The organism is Shewanella sp. SM71, assembly GCF_025653905.1.
GTDB lineage: Bacteria > Pseudomonadota > Gammaproteobacteria > Enterobacterales > Shewanellaceae > Shewanella > Shewanella oncorhynchi.
Genome location: NZ_JAKKRW010000005.1, coordinates 207,277 through 223,348, shown reverse-complemented (window position 1 = coordinate 223,348; position 16,072 = coordinate 207,277). Strand labels below are relative to the sequence as shown.

The 16,072-nt window shown below is 44.5% G+C and carries 12 protein-coding genes; 3 read left to right on the top strand and 9 right to left on the bottom strand.

The genetic code is table 11. From position 1 onward, the window contains the following. Positions 1–53 precede the first annotated feature (53 nt). The 8 genes from L5L97_RS07060 to L5L97_RS07025 form a co-directional block, all read right to left on the bottom strand. On the bottom strand, positions 54–1,418 hold the full coding sequence (locus L5L97_RS07060) for a DUF1329 domain-containing protein (RefSeq protein ID WP_263138618.1): 1,365 nt from the start codon (positions 1,416–1,418) through the stop codon (positions 54–56). Positions 1,419–1,431: 13 nt separating this feature from the next. Continuing rightward, positions 1,432–3,471 (bottom strand): DUF1302 domain-containing protein, encoded by a 2,040-nt coding sequence (locus L5L97_RS07055; protein WP_263138617.1) that lies wholly within the window; start codon positions 3,469–3,471, stop codon positions 1,432–1,434. A 338-nt stretch (positions 3,472–3,809) separates the two neighbouring features. Beyond that, a complete protein-coding gene (locus L5L97_RS07050; RefSeq protein WP_028759764.1) occupies positions 3,810–4,025 on the bottom strand; it encodes a DUF2835 domain-containing protein in 216 nt (71 codons plus the stop codon). Between the two features lie 43 nt (positions 4,026–4,068). After that, positions 4,069–6,618 (bottom strand): aminopeptidase N, encoded by a 2,550-nt coding sequence (gene pepN / locus L5L97_RS07045; RefSeq protein ID WP_263138614.1) that lies wholly within the window; start codon positions 6,616–6,618, stop codon positions 4,069–4,071. 84 nt (positions 6,619–6,702) lie between these two features. Further along, positions 6,703–8,748, bottom strand: a complete 2,046-nt coding sequence (gene prc, locus L5L97_RS07040) for a carboxy terminal-processing peptidase (RefSeq protein ID WP_173244557.1) — start codon at positions 8,746–8,748, stop codon at positions 6,703–6,705. A 28-nt stretch (positions 8,749–8,776) separates the two neighbouring features. Beyond that, entirely contained in the window at positions 8,777–9,406 is a 630-nt protein-coding gene (gene proQ / locus L5L97_RS07035; RefSeq protein WP_263181530.1) for an RNA chaperone ProQ, read from the bottom strand. Between the two features lie 280 nt (positions 9,407–9,686). After that, complete coding sequence (locus tag L5L97_RS07030; RefSeq protein WP_028759760.1) at positions 9,687–10,145, bottom strand: GAF domain-containing protein; 459 nt, start codon at positions 10,143–10,145, stop codon at positions 9,687–9,689. Positions 10,146–10,162: 17 nt separating this feature from the next. After that, positions 10,163–10,462: a YebG family protein gene (locus L5L97_RS07025; RefSeq protein ID WP_105252655.1), complete on the bottom strand. Its 300-nt coding sequence runs from the start codon at positions 10,460–10,462 to the stop codon at positions 10,163–10,165. Positions 10,463–10,668: 206 nt separating this feature from the next. Here L5L97_RS07025 and L5L97_RS07020 point away from each other — a divergent pair, with 206 nt between their 5' ends. From L5L97_RS07020 to L5L97_RS07010, 3 genes are read left to right on the top strand one after another with little or no spacing between them, the layout of a single operon-like run. Continuing rightward, on the top strand, positions 10,669–11,301 hold the full coding sequence (locus tag L5L97_RS07020) for a paraquat-inducible protein A (protein WP_173244555.1): 633 nt from the start codon (positions 10,669–10,671) through the stop codon (positions 11,299–11,301). A gap of 1 nt (position 11,302) precedes the next feature. After that, positions 11,303–11,920 carry a paraquat-inducible protein A gene (locus tag L5L97_RS07015; protein WP_105252657.1) on the top strand — a complete coding sequence of 206 codons (618 nt, stop codon included), beginning with the start codon at positions 11,303–11,305 and terminating at the stop codon, positions 11,918–11,920. Then, positions 11,907–14,546 carry a PqiB family protein gene (locus tag L5L97_RS07010; protein WP_263181515.1) on the top strand — a complete coding sequence of 880 codons (2,640 nt, stop codon included), beginning with the start codon at positions 11,907–11,909 and terminating at the stop codon, positions 14,544–14,546. The genes L5L97_RS07015 and L5L97_RS07010 overlap by 14 nt, the downstream gene beginning before the upstream one ends. Before the next feature lie 140 nt (positions 14,547–14,686). Here L5L97_RS07010 and L5L97_RS07005 read toward each other — a convergent pair whose 3' ends face one another. Continuing rightward, positions 14,687–15,913, bottom strand: a complete 1,227-nt coding sequence (locus tag L5L97_RS07005; RefSeq protein WP_263168969.1) for a nucleoside recognition domain-containing protein — start codon at positions 15,911–15,913, stop codon at positions 14,687–14,689. Between the last annotated feature and the right edge of the window lie 159 nt (positions 15,914–16,072).

Here is a 16,072-nt window from a genome sequence, read left to right as displayed (position 1 = left end):
CAAACTTCCTTAAACTAATGAGGGGCGCTAAGCGCCCCTTTGTACGTGGCCTATTAACGGATACCTTCACGACGCAATGCATCGGGGGTAAAGTTAGCTTCAGTCAGTTTGGCATCGAAGTTATACATGCCACTTTGGTTGTCTAAGCCCATAGCGAGATAACGACGGGATTGCAAATCATGGAAGACTTCTAAAGTATCCCACTGTGCAGGTACTTCGTAGTAATTCAAGCCATGTGCAACGGCCACACGATATAACTGATCACGGTTGTCGTAGAGATCGGCGATTGACACTTGCCATGAATCTTCATCAAGGTACATATCGCGCACTTTATAAATGTGGCGCATACCATCTTTCAGCGTCGCCCTCACTTGCCATACGCGGTGTTTTTCCCAACGAACGTATTCAGGATTCACATGACCAGGTTTCAATATTTGGTCATATTTCAGCTTATCTGAATGCAGTTTGTAATCGTTGTACGGGATATAAATTTCTTTTTTGCCAACCAGTTCCCAGTTGTAACGCACTGGAGAGCCGTTAAACATATCGAAATCATCTGTCGTACGCAGACCATCTGACACTGTACCCGGTGTATCAAAAGCCACGTTCGGCGCTTTACGGACTCGACGTTGACCTGTGTTATAGGTCCAAGCTTGGCGTGGAAGCGCCTCTTGATCCATGGTTTCTTTAACCAATAAGGCTGTACCTGCTAAACGTGCAGGCTGAGTCACCACTTGCTTAAAGTAGAACAGCGTATTGCTGGCTTTAAGCTGAACTAAGGTAATTTCTGGACGAGAATATTCGAAGCGAATTTCCTCAGCCGTTTCCACTAAGCTATAGCTACCATCGGCTGTCGGTGCAGCTTGGCTACGGGAAGTTTCGATATCGATACCACGAAAACGCAAAATATGGTTCCAAATTGCTTCTAAACCATTTGCAGGGATCGGGAATGGAATACCAATAGCCGCGCCAGAAATACCATTGCCCTGTGCAATCAGTTCAGCACGAGTCGCGTTAACTTTAGTCGCATCGTAAACGAACTGTGGTACAGAAGCGCTACGGCGAGTCTTATACACATTCATCTTGTAGGTATCAGGATAAAGTTCGAACAACTTAATCTGACCCGGCGTTAAAAAATCTTTATATTGCGCTTTGTTAGCATTGGTAATAGTAAATTCAATCTTATCCTCAGGGAAAGGATCTGGGTGATGCATCCCTTTGGTATAACCCGCCACAGGCTTAGTAATACCACCATCCCACGCAGGAATAGAACCATCAGCATTACCTGCTTTTTCAGCACCTAAAGGGGTAAGTTCATTGCCAAGTTTTGCCGCATCAGCTTCTGATATCTTAGCCATAGCGACTGGTGCTGCGAACGCCAGCATGACTGCACTCGCCAATATCGTCAGTTTCTTCATTGTTTGAGTCCTTTTAGATCGAATACTTGATATTGAATGAAACATAATCACGATCTGCCATCGCATTCGTCGTACCGACACCGCCAAAGAAATTGTTATAGGAGATATCTGCACCCCAACGGTTTTGATAGTCGAAGTTAACGCCTAGCGCGACAGACTTACGTCCTTCCGTGAACAGGAACATAGGATCAGGTGTAATACCATCAACGTCATGGGAGAAAATCACCCGTGGAGACATATTGACCCCAGCAAATACGTTGTTGAAATCCGCCTTTCCAACTAAACGGTATCCCCAAGCAAAGTCGGTTGGAAACGGGTTAGTTTCAGGACCATTGTGCAAGGCTTGAATGATGCCGGGCATATCTGGGTTGCCGCCAGAACGTGACGTACCAGGACCATTGAGACGTAGCTCATCAAAACCTGGCATATCATGGATCCACACGCCACCCACTTCGGCCAACATAGTCAAGTTATCTAAACCTAACGTTGGACCAAATAAATGGGTGAAAGTCATCTGCGCCTGAGTGGTATCAAGACGGATAAAGCCATCCACGGTTTCACCCGGCTTAACATCTTTAATCTGTGAAATACCATCGAGATCTGGACGAAGACCAGCGTTAGCTAACTGCTGTGGCATACCGGCAAACAACAATTCCACGTCATCAATTTGCAACGGCTCATCTTGACGATGGGCAATTTCAGCCGCGACAGAGGTATCACCAACCAAGGTATTGAAACTGAAACCGTAAAGCTTGATATCTTCTGGATAAACGATTTGCGCCTTAGAGAAACTCTTCAAATTGAGCAGCAATTCACGATTGATATCACCCGCATTTAAGCCAATAGTCGCGAGATCCGATATGATTGCGGTATTACTAAAATCCGCCGCTGTACCACTGATCAGTGGACGACGGCTATGGTAGTTCATAAAATAGAAACCAAATTCGGTTTCACCCAGTGAAGGCGCGTAATAACCCAGCTTGATACCGTATTGGCCATCATTGCTTGGCTCTTCTTCGTCCTGTACTAGTGTCACTTTAGTAGGGTAAGCGAGGGCCATTGCCGCCAACTGTTCTATCGCAGGTTGGCCGCTGGCAATCATGCCCGCTAAACGCTCATATTCTTGAATCACAAAGTCTAAATTGATGTCAGGGTTAGCATTAAACCCAAGCTGAGCGTTTTGAGCGTAACCACCGAAACCCGCAAAATCGTTAGTCGCAAAAATAGAACCCGGCGTTGGTACCCAAATAGGTTGCCAATCATATTGATAGAATGCTTCTACCGTTAATGAATCCGTCAAACCAAGGGAAGCCCACACCATGCCTTGAGGTCTGAACGCTTCTTTGAGTTCAGCACCTGGCGCATTAAGTATGTTCAAGTCAACGGCGTTGATTTCACTGATCCCATGGGCAATCAGTGTACTTTCACCCCATGACACCACTTGATTACCTACACGAATAGATAATGGATTAGCGCCATCGTTGAGGTCAAAGTTGCCATACACAAACGCATCGAGTAAGCGAATATCTTTACATTGAACTTCTGAAGCACGGTTATCTTCGCAAGGGTCAAACTCTTTGCCCGTTATCGGATCATTAAAATCATAATTACCGTCATTGAGTTTGCGATCATAGAAATACATACCACGAGCGAATAAACCGTAGTTTTTGTATTTCAATGACAATTCATGCAAACCTTTAACGATTTCGGACGTAGTATCGCCTTGAGAATAAAGTAAATTACTTAAGTCATTGTTACTGGAATACGATCCGGGCTGGGCCCAAATCTCAGCAGAAGTATATTTAGTATTGCCAAATGCGCTGTAATTAGACCAATCGAATTGGGGTTGATTAACCTTACCAATTTGACCTTCCCAATCGCGCTCCCCTACACGCCAGCTCGCACCAGCAGTCCAAGTTGAGTCAAATGTGCCCTCAACCTCTCCCCAATTAAAAGATACTGCATTAACGCTTGGGATCATTAACAAACTCAATGCCGACGCCACCCCCAAAGCAAGCGCCGATTTGTTAAAACTATTTTTAACAATTTTCATTTTAGCTCTCCGTACCCTGCTGGATTCTTTGTTTTAGGAATTACAACCAACATCTTGTTAGCTCACAGGCAACATCATTGTTACAGCAATTAATCCCCTTGAGCAAGGCGCAGTTAGAGAAAATTTTCTAAAGAATTAAGCATGTAGGTACATTTGTACCGATAACTAAAAAGGAGAGATTTAAATTAGCGAAAAGCGGAATAGGAATGAAACATAAAAACACATTAAAAAATCATATAATTCATTAACATATTTAAAAATGAAATATCACAAAGCGAGCTTAGTAATCAGCCGACCGTTTAAAGTAATTGCTCTAAGTAAAGATAAACAAATTAAGACTAAACTCGATTTAATGAAACAAATTGTCCCTTGTCATCTAAAACCAATTTGAAATAGCCTTGAATGCCATTTTCGGTTAAAAAACGCCTAAAATGACGGCCATTAATCCACAAAATCCGCCCTTGAGTTTCACGAACCTCGACTTTATCGGCAAGCCCTTGATAATAAGGTAAGAAATCTCGATAGCTGATCGATAGTTTGAAATACAGTTCCATAATATCAAGGCAGCACAGACTGCTGCCCTCCTCCTACAAACTGCTATTTTGCCAATGCTTTAGAGACTTTTTCGTACATATCCTTAGATAAGTCAGGCAAAGCCAAAAGTTGCCCTAAACAGGCTTTTATCAATGTTTGGCGGTCTAAGTCGAATTTATGATACTGGATCAATGGCGTCACCATACGGGCCGCAACCTGCGGATTGAGCTTATTAAGGGTCATTAAGCATTCGGTTAAGAAAGCATAACCCTTACCGTCTCTACGGTGGAATTGATAAATATTACCAGCAGCAAAACTGCCCACTAAAGCACGCACTCGGTTTGGATTGCTCATACTAAAACACTTGTGTTGCTGCAACTGACGCAAACACTCAATCACATCATCTGCATCACGGGTCGCTTGCAACATAAACCATTTATCCATCACCAATGGCGTATCCTGCCAACGTAGCTCAAATGTCGTCATCAGTTCATCACGACAAGGTAAATTCCCAACATTGGCTGCCGTCAACGCACCAAGAGAATCCGTCATATTACTGGCGTTATCGAACTGAGAAATCACTAACCCCTCGGCCTCATCCGACACCCGAGCTAACCAAGTTAAACACTGATTTTTAAGGGCTCTTGCCTGCGTACTCTCTACTGCGACTAAAGAACGATATAGCGCAATCAATTCATCTTCACTATGTGAAGCGAGCTCTATTAGTACAAATTCACGTGCTAAAGCTAACGCATCTAGATCAACATTCTCTGTTTGCTCAATCAAAGCCGAAGCCGTAGGTATCGCTAATATTTCGGCGATCAATGCCGGATCAAGCTGAGTGTCTAACAACACACCTTTAAAACTATCGCGCACACGGGGATCGAGAGCCATAGCTTGTTGCTGTTGTAAACTCGCCACATTTTGCCAAATAGCTTGGCTCACTAGGGTCACAGAGGCTTCCCAACGCGCCACTTCGCTGCTAGCAAAACGCATCAAGTGGACGAGTTGATCCACATTGAATCGATATTGTAATTTGACGGGCGCGGAGAAGTTTTGCAATAACGAAGCGACGGGTTTATGAGTGAGTCCATCAAAGCTAAACACTTGTTCAGTTTGAGTAAAATTGAGGATTTCATTCACTAAAGAATGGCCCTTCGCATCTAAGAGCTCTAAGCTAAACGGAATATGCAGCGGTGATGCACAGTTCGCTAGACTTTGTTTAAGGGTCAATTGATAAACGCCCGTTTGCGCATCAAAACTGTCCATCGCAGTCACAATCGGCGTACCGGCTTGGCTATACCATAAACGGAATTGGGTTAAATCCACTCCGCTGGCATCTTCCATTGCCGCCACAAAATCATCACAGGTGACAGCTTGGCCGTCGTGGCGTTTAAAATACAGTTTCATTCCCGCCTGAAACTTTTCTTCGCCGAGCAAAGTGTGCATCATGCGGATGACTTCAGCGCCCTTGTTATACACAGTCACAGTGTAGAAATTATTCATCTCAATGACAGATTCTGGACGAATAGGATGGGACATAGGGCCAGAATCTTCTGCAAATTGCTGATTTTTGATCACTTTAATTGCATGAATTCGATTCACAGCACGAGAGCCTAAATCTGAGCTAAATTCTTGATCGCGAAAAACCGTTAAGCCTTCTTTCAAACTTAACTGGAACCAATCGCGGCACGTTACGCGGTTTCCTGTCCAATTATGGAAATACTCATGGCCTACAACCGATTCAATGCCGTGATAATCCTCGTCGGTGGCCGTTAAGGTATCTGCGAGCACATATTTAGTGTTAAAGATATTTAAGCCTTTGTTTTCCATCGCACCCATATTGAAAAAGTCGACGGCCACTATCATGTAAATATCTAAATCATACTCAAGATCAAAACGGCTCTCATCCCATGCCATGGATTTCTTAAGTGATGCCATCGCATGGTGTGCTTTATGTAAATTACCTTTATCAACAAAAACTTGCAGGATCACTTTACGACGACTGCGAGTAATGAACTCATCTTGCAATAGATCAAAATCGCCAGCGACTAAGGCAAATAAATACGCTGGTTTTGGAAATGGATCTTGCCAGCAAACATAATGGCGTCCGCCATCTAACTCACCTTGATCAATCAAATTACCGTTACTCAGTAAAAACGGGAATGCGGCGCTATCGGCTTCGATACGAACTGTGTATTTAGCTAATACATCAGGGCGATCAAGGAAATAAGTGATACGTCGAAAGCCCTCTGCCTCGCATTGCGTGCAGTAGGCACCATCGGACATATATAGCCCTTCAAGGCTCGAATTAGCTTCAGGATCGAGCTTAGTGATAATGTTAAGCTCAAACTCATCAAGCTCAGTTTCTAGAACTAATTGACCTGCACTAACATGGTAAGGCACAGCATCACCATTAACTGTCAGTGAAACAATGGTCAAATCTTCGCCATCCAACACTAAGGCTTGTGCATGTTTTGAAGTGCGTTTTATACGACTGATCGCCTGCACTTGGGTTTCATTGCCTGCCAAATTAAACGCTAAATCGATAGTCTCTATCGTAAAAAGTGGCGCTTGATAATCTTTTAAGTATTTTGCTTGAGCTTGTGTCATTTCTATCCCTTTAACGCTGATCTAAATAAGAAAAAACGCGCCATAAGCGCGTTTTGATATCGGATAAATCGACTCGACTAGCGCCTACTTAGCACTAGTTTTAGCCATTTTTTGCACATCAGCCATATCTAAGGTGATATAAGCGGTTTCGTCTAAAAATGCATCTGGCAATTCAGCGTCGTCTTTAATGTCTTCCATTGATTTAACCGGTGCTAAACCATTGGCGACTCGACGCTCGTTTGTTCTGTCGAGGACTTTTTTCTCATCGGCTTCGCGGGAAGCAATACGCTCACTTTCAACCAGAGATACTGTTTTCTCTTTGTGATGCTTTTTAAAGTCGGCAATATCTTGATTGATATAGGCAAACTCTACGCTGTTTTTTATACGGTTAAGGTGCTTAGATTCAAGGCTAGTCACTAACTCAGGCGTAACATCATTAAGCGTACCATATTGCGCCATTGGCACTTTATCCCAAGGTAAAGCATTTTTCTCTTCAGCTTCACCGTACTCGCCCGGCTCCAACGCACTTGGGTAAGCAATGTTGGGGGTCACACCTTTAATCTGTGTACTACCACCATTAATACGGTAGAACTTTTGAATCGTATACTGCACATGGCCAATTGGCTTCTCATACATGTCGTAGATACGGCCTAGGCTCTTATGCTGCTGTACTGTGCCTTTCCCAAAACTCGACTCACCGACAATCAGTGCACGGTCATAATCTTGCAATGCGGCAGCAAAAATTTCAGAGGCTGAAGCACTGTAACGGTCAACCATCACAGTCAATGGTCCTGCATAACTGGTTTTACCGTCGTTATCACGATGCGCAGACACTCGTCCATCGGCATCACGAATTTGCACTACAGGGCCCATATCGATAAAGAGTCCCGTCAGCAGCACGGCTTCCGTTAATGCCCCCCCACCGTTACCTCTAAGGTCGATGACTATGCCTTCTACTTTGGCGTCGTTTAACTTCACTAGCTCTTTTTCAACGTCCTGCGACAAATTCATATAAAAACCAGGAATTTGGATCACACCGACTTTGCGATTAGCATACTCACCGTCTTTAGGCTCAATCACCTTAGAGGTTGCAGCTCTATCTTCAAGACGAATTTTGTCGCGAACTAAGGTAACGTCGAACGGCTTCGCATTCGAACCGCCTTTCTTCGGTAAAATTTGCAAAACAACTTTACTGCCCTTAGGACCTTTGATCAGATCAACCACGTCGTCTAAACGCCAGCCGATCACATCAACAATTTCACCGCCTTCTTGACCGACACCGACAATCTTGTCTTCCGGTGACAGTTTTTCACTGCCCGCAGCAGGGCCGCCAGTAATTAAACTTTTAATGACAGTGTAATCGTCTTCGAGTTGCAGTTGAGCACCAATGCCTTCAAGGCTCAAGTTCATTTCCATTTGGAAACGTTCAGCATTGCGTGGTGAAAGGTAACTTGTATGTGGCTCAATGCTACGAGAGAAGGCATTCATCACGCCTTGGAACACGTCTTCACTGTTAGTTTGAATCAACCGTTTAATCGCGTTGTTGTAACGCTTTTGGAGGATATCAACAATCTCAGGCCATTGCTTACCTGTGAGTTTAAGATTTAGTGCATCGTATTTAACACGTTGACGCCATAACTCATTAATTTCTGTCTGGTCTTTTGGCCATGCGGCCTCATCGCGGTCGTACTCATAGGCATCACCGGGCGCAGAAAAATCCATCTCTTTATCTAATAGAGATAAAGCATAGACAAAGCCTTCATAGCGGCGCTTTTGGACGATATCAAACATTTTATAGGCAGGCTCAAGTTCACCAGAACTGAGCATGTCATCGAATTGGGTTGCATAAGGTTTAAAACTATCGACATCCGCTTGGGTTAACACATTGCGGCGATAATCCAACTGCTGCAGATAACGATCAAAAATTTGCGCAGAAAAGGCGTCATCAAGATTGAATCTATGATAGTGCGAACGAGTGTATAAGTCCGTTACCCTTTTGCTCGCAACCTTATGTTGCGCTTCCTGCTTGAGAGTGGGTAACTCGCTGATTTGAATCGTGGGTGGTACGGCCCAAGCCGAGAATCCGACAAAAACAGTGGCGATCGAGGTAGCCAAAGTGAGTTTTCGCATCAACAAGTTACTCCGTTTTAATAAATGATTACAGCAGGATATGTTCTGCTCTAACTTTAATCGTTAGGCCACTATCAAGCTGAACATGAATATCTTCCTTGTTAATGTCAGTAATCACACCGGCTACGGGTGTCATACCTAATTTAACATTGACGCGTTGTTTTTTCGTTAAATCAGTCAATTGTGCTTGAACATAATTGACGACTGGCGCTGCAGCTTTTGGTGCAGGCTTAGCAGGACGCTCAGTTTTAGGACGCTGAGGAACGGCCACCTTTTTAGGTGTTTTCTTCGCCGCGGGCTTAGGTGCAAGTGCTGCACGTTTCGCTTTGGCCTTATCCTGACTCTCTTTCAACATGGCTTGAGCATGATCAATGTGCTCTTGCTCTAACTCGCCGCAAGGTTCGCCATCCAGGTTTACGCGTTGTGCGCCTGCTTTAACGCACTTTAAATAGCGCCAGCTGCTGGTGTAACGTCTCAAGGCAACTCTGAGCTGAGTTTTACTGACTTTAGAATCATCAGCCAACCTTTCAGCCAAATCTTGAAACAATCCGATTTTTAATGGCTTAGTTTCACCTTCAGCAATAAAGCACAAAGGAAATGTTTCATACAAATACGCCAAAATTGCATTGGTGTCGGTCAACTTTTCTGTTGATTCCATCATTACTTCCACAGTCAAAAAGGGACATCGATTCGAGGTGATATATATCAGCTTCTTACATGTCGTTTATCTTCGTTAAACTCAATATTGAGTCAACGTACAAATTAGCATCCTAGCCGCGTTTACTAAAGTTAAAAAATATACCTTAACAAATTTTGTCAGCTCAAAACACTAAGCTTATTCATTGCATGCCAATCAAACCAGCTTAATGCGTGCAGGCGCATATTATAAGGCGCACGCCACCGATTGCGACTATGAATTATGCGTTATTGTACGCAAATTAATCAAATAGGCAGTTTTCAAAACTTTTAACCAGTAATTCCAGCCCCTTTTGGTCTTCTTCATCGAAACGATCGAAGATAGGACTGTCAATATCGAGCACGGCAACCACGTTACCTTGCGCACGAACTGGCACAACGATTTCAGAATTACTGGCAGAATCACAGGCAATATGACCATCAAATTGATGGACATCGGCCACTCGCTGAGTTTGATTAGTGAATGCTGCTGTACCACACACACCTTTTCCTAACGGAATGCGTGTACAAGCCACTTTACCTTGAAACGGGCCAAGTACCAGTTGTTCGCCACGCATGACGTAGAATCCCACCCAGTTCAGCTCAGTTAAATTATCATTGAGCAAGGCTGAAAAATTCGCCATCGCCGCAACAAGGTCATCTTCCCCTTCCAACAAGGCCAAGGCTTGACGGTTAAGTGACTCATAAAATTTCGATTTCATTACATTTCCTAACAATTTTATTCTGCTGCTTCGGTCTTTTTAGCCGCTTTTTTCGCTGCAGGCGGATTCGTTGGCGTACTATTAACCTGAACGGCGCCTTTAAGCAAGTTCGTCAGCTCATCTTTATTGTTAGCAAAATAGAATGCGAGCTTTTCGCCCACACTTTCATCTATACCCAAATCAGCTTTTTGAATGAAGGGGATAAGGTTATCGGCGATATCGAGCATCTTATCGTAGGCATCAGCCTCCTTCTTAGATGTGAATGTCATCTTTTCAACCCCTTCTCTGACCACGACAAACTGTGTTATTACTGCCATGACTGCCCTCGCACTGTTTTTATATACAGTAACTAGAGTGACATAGATTGAACTTGTGATGCAAGTGTTCTGATTAATCTGATATTATTAGCGTACTTTCGTTGCCAAGATTATAAAGCGCTAGACGTGGCTTAACAGCTAACTAGCACGACACTTTGTACCGATCTCGCTGTTATTACTCCTATTAGGCTAATATATATTTTTATATGCATGAAAACGCAGCAGAAAATTCAGTAACCCTATGCCGCTCCTGCGATTTAGCAGTCCGCAAACGTGCCTTGCCTAGCGGCGTTAGAGCAATCTGTCCTCGTTGCAGCACTGCACTTTATGACACGCCATACTGCTCTGTGAATGGTATGTTAGCCCTATGTATTTCTGCATTAGTGTTTTATTTCCCAGCCAATTTTTTACCCGTACTCGAGATCCACTTTTTCGGCAGTATTCGTACTACCACGGTTTTCCAAGGGGCATTTGCAGTATTTGACCAAGGCTATTGGGTTGTAGGTGTCGCCGTACTTGCCGCCGCGGTGATAGGCCCTGGCTTATTACTGTTATCGATATTGACACAGATTTTAATTGTGAAATGGGGATTGAGTAGCCTTTTTTGGCGTAACTCATTGAAGCAGTTATTAAAATTTCATGGTATCTTATCGCAGCTCACTATGCTGGAAATTTATGTGATCAGCTTCTTAGTTTCATCATTTCAGCTATCTGATTTTTCGGACATTTATTTTGGTATGGGCACATTTTGCTTCACTATGCTGTTTCTCGTGACCTTGTTTCTACAAAGAGAATACGATTTAGAACATATGTGGACGTTATTGGAAGGTCATAGCTGATATGAAACAACAAGGTAAAGATATCGGCCTATGTCTCTGTAAAGTGTGTCGCCAACTCAACAGCAGTGAACTCACGCACTGTCAGCGCTGTGAAACTGAGTTGCACGTCAGAGACTATTCCAGCCTGCAAAAAAGTTGGGCTTTGTTGATTACCGCTGCCATCTTACTGGTGCCAGCCAACATTTACCCTATCACTATGCTGACCAATCAAGGGCAAGTGCGGCACGACACCATTTTTTCAGGCATTTTGCATTTAGTGCATTCAGATATGCTGCCTATTGCCATCATAGTGTTTACCGCCAGTATTTTAGTACCATGGATTAAAATCATCGGCTTATCCATTTATCTGTGTGCGATCAGCTTTGACATTCCGATTTCAAAAAAGAAATTGATGGTGGGTTTTCACATCATCGAATGGATTGGCCGCTGGTCAATGCTCGATTTATTTGTCATCTCAATCACAGTTGCATTAGTGAACATGGGACAATTACTCGACGCGAAACCCGCGCCTGCGGCTACCGCATTTGCCTTGGTTATTCTGTTAACTCAGTTAGCCGCAAAAGTTTTAGACACTCGTTTACTCTGGGATCGATTGGAACCTCAAGATGACACAAATTGAATCGCCGAAAGTTGTAAAGAAAAAACTCTTTTCGCCCATTTGGCTGCTTCCTATTGTCGCGTTGGCATTAGGTGCTTGGCTGGGCATTAAGAGCATTAAAGAATCGGGGGTTGAAATTCAAATTCACTTTCCGAGCGCCACAGGGATTGATGTGGGTAAAACCTTAGTCAAATACCAAGGTTTGACTGTCGGTAAAGTTAAAGACATTGGCATAGATGACGATCTCAAAGGCGTGAACGTCAAGGTCATGATGGACTACCGCGCGAAGCCTTTCTTGAATAAAGAAACCCTCTTCTGGCTTGTCACACCTAAAGCAAGTATTACAGGTGTTGAAGGCTTAGATGCGCTGTTTTCCGGTAACTACATTGCTATTCAACCCGGTAAAGGCAATGCATCAACCTTCTTCGAGGCAGAACGCCAACCGCCGCCGATGCAAATCGGCTCAGAAGGTGTGATGGTCGAATTGACCTCCGATAAACTCGGTTCGCTCGATGTTGGCTCGCCAATATTTTTCCGCCAAATCCCAGTGGGTAGCGTGGTCAGCTATCGTTTAGATGGCAATCAAAGAGTCATTATCAGCGCTTTCATTCAAGAGCAATACGCGCGATTAGTGAAGAAAAATTCTCACTTTTGGAATGTTTCTGGCGTCAAAATTGATGCTTCACTAACTGGAGTTAAAGTCAGTTCAGAGAGTTTGGCATCCATTCTGGCTGGCGGCGTGAGTTTCAGCTCTGACGATAAAGCAGACATAGCTAAAAACGGTGACGTTTTTTCGCTTTATGATTCAGAAACCACCGCCCTTGGCGGCATAGAAATAAGCTTGACCATGGCTGACGCTAACGGTGTCGACAAAGGCACTCGTATCGTTTATCGCGGCATCAATATTGGCAGTATTTTAAGTAAACAACTCACGTCCAATGGTGTTACAGCCGTGGCTAAATTTGAACCTCAATACGGTTCACTGTTAACTAACGACGGCGTGTTTTGGCTTGAAGGTGCTGATATTTCCCTCTCAGGCATTAAGAATCCAGAACGCTTACTGACAGGTAGCGTGATCAACTTCCTGCCAGGCATCAACACCAAAAGCGCGGTACCAAGCAGCTTTGCCTTACAAGCCAAAGCGCCTGATTTACTGCAATCGAAGAAGCGTTTCTTGACCTTAACCTCAGCCGAAAACATGGGCATTTCAGCGGGCGCTCAAGTTCGCTTCAAGCAAATCCCCATTGGTTCAGTGCTTGCAGTTAAGTTAACCAAAGATTTATCGGCGGTGGAATACCAACTCGAGCTACAACCTGAGTTTGCCAGTCTAATACGCAGCGACAGCTATTTTGTGCCTGAGTCAGCATTAACGGTAAACGCATCGTTAGACGGGGTATCAGTCAAAGCAAGGGATTTTACAACACTCACTCAAGGTGCAGTTAGCTTGATCCAAGGTCACAGCGACACACCTTTAGTTGCTAACAGCGCTCTGCCCCTCTTTAGCTCTGTGGATGCCGCGACAGCTTTTTATGATCGTCAGCAGCAAGTGCATTTAACGTTAATCAGTCAAGATGGCGCCGATGTCAGCCAAGGCTCACCGATTTACTATAAAAAAATGCAAATTGGCACAGTTGACTCAGTGAACTGGCAAAGCAAAACCGAAGACTTCGCTATCAAGCTCGCTATCGACAAACAGTTTCAACCCTTGCTGAAAAAGCCAAAAGTATTCTGGCGTAACAGCGCCGTGGATATCAGTGCCAGTCTTGCGGGCATTGATGTTGCGGTCGCGCCGCTTCAAGGAGCATTAAAGGGCAGCATCAGTCTGGGATTACTTGATAGTAATGACAAAGCCAGCAATGCAGCTAACTTAAAACTCTATGAGAGCAAGCAGTTGGCATTAACTCAGGCGCAGGCAATTCGCCTCACATTACCCGCCTCCAGCAAACTGACGGCCAAGGCCGCGATTCGCTATCAAGGTCATCAAGTGGGTGAAGTGTCGCAGGTGAAGCTCAATGCGGATCTCAATACACTCACAGCTAGCGCATATCTCTACGGGGAATATGCCGAACATTTCAGCCGCAGTGACTGTGAATATCATTTAGTGGATGCACAAATTTCTCTGGCGGGGATCAAAGCGCCAGAAACCTTGATCACAGGTCCTTACATAGGAGTCTTACCGGGTAAGAGTAGTCAAAAAGCGACCCAGTTTGTTGCCAACCTCGCTGCCAGCAGCTATGCCAATGTTGCCGAAGATGCGCTGAAATTCATTCTAGAAGATACTAGCCTAGGCTCAATGAAAGTCGGCACACCTATCTTCTTCCGAGGGATTAAAGTCGGTCAAATCGACGGTTATAGCCTATCGACACAGGGGAATAGTGTATTGATGCAGGCCCATATCGAGGCACAGTACAGTCACTTAGTGAATCAAAGCAGTCAGTTCTGGGATGCCTCAGGGATTAAAGTCGATGTCGGCCTCTTTTCAGGTGCCCAAATCGAAGCGGGCTCGCTGGAAACCTTACTCGCTGGCGGCATCAATGTGGCGACTAAGGACACGACTCAAGGGGATAATCGTTTAGCGACTGGCACAGTATTAAGATTGCAACACAAAGCCGAAAACGAATGGCAGCAATGGGCACCAGCCCAGTAATTATTTTCATCAAAATACTTACACCAACGCACTAATATTAAAGCTCTTACAAATAAATCAGGCGCATAATGCGCCTGATTTATTTTTAGCTTCTCGCAATGTTATTGAGACATTCTAGGTAGCTCAATACTCTAGCCCCCTTATCCATAGAACCAATAACAAACGGCAATCGCGGCACTGATCCCCGCAAAATCCGCGGTTAAACCGCAAGCCAAGGCGTGGCGTCCATGGCGAATACCCACAGAACCAAAATACACAGCGAGAACATAGAAAGTGGTTTCAGTGCTACCCTGAAAAATCGCCGCTAATCGACCCGCAAAGGAATCTACTCCGTGGTGATCCATTGTCTCAAGCATCATAGCTCTGGCGCCTGAGCCACTAAAAGGTTTCATCAGTGCGGTCGGCATTGCATCGACAAAACGCGTATCAAAACCCAATATCCGCACACCAGTGGCAATCAACTGCAACAGATAATCCAAGGCGCCGGATGCACGCAGTAAACCAATCGCTAATAACATAGCAAGCAAATAAGGGATCAACTGGATAGATTGAGCAAAACCCGCCTTTGCCCCTTCAATAAACTCATCATAAACCGCCACCTTGCGAATGCCCGCAACAATCACGAAGGTAAATACCAATAACAGCAAAATACCATTGCCCATTGCCGTCGACACTGTGCCAATGGCCTCAGCACTTAAGGTCATCAGATAAAAACCACTCGCCACTAACCCTGAGAGCATCAAGGCGCCATAACCGAGCACCACTGAGTTTAATAATGAAATCCGCTGCACTAACGCCACAACCAGCAAGCCCGCCAATGTCGATGCCGAAGTAGCCAGTAAAATCGGCAAGAAAATATCCGCAGGCGCAGCGGCACCTTGCTGGGCACGATAAAGGAATACCGTCACAGGCACTAAGGTCACAGAGGAAGTATTGAGTACTAAAAATAAGATTTGCGCATTAGTCGCCACGGTTTTTAGCGGATTTAAACTCTGTAAATCATGCATCGCCTTTAAACCAAGTGGTGTGGCAGCATTATCTAACCCAAAGATATTCGCTGTTAAATTCATCGTGATACTGCCAAAGGCCGGATGCCCCTTGGGCACTTCAGGCATCAAACGGCGCAGTAATGGCTCAAACACAAAGGCAATAGCGCCGACAACGCCAGCCTTTTCTCCAACCTGCATCAATCCCATCCACAGAGAAAGCACGCCAATCAGCCCAAGGGAAATTTCAGCAGCAAGCTTAGCACTCGCAAATAATGCGGCGACCGAAGCCGATAGGACTTCTATGTGCCCATTGAACAGTTGCACCGCTATTGCAAGCAATGCTGTGATAAAAAAAGCCAACCACACGCGATTCAGCACGCTAATCCCCTTATTTTTATTTGTTTTTATTCTATTAGCTCATGGCTACTGAGTGCTAGCTTTATGGCGACTCATTCCAATATCGCTGAAATCGTCAAAGTATAAACATTAAATCACAATAGCAGCCTTGGCTGCTCGGGAGAAAATCTCAGACCCAAT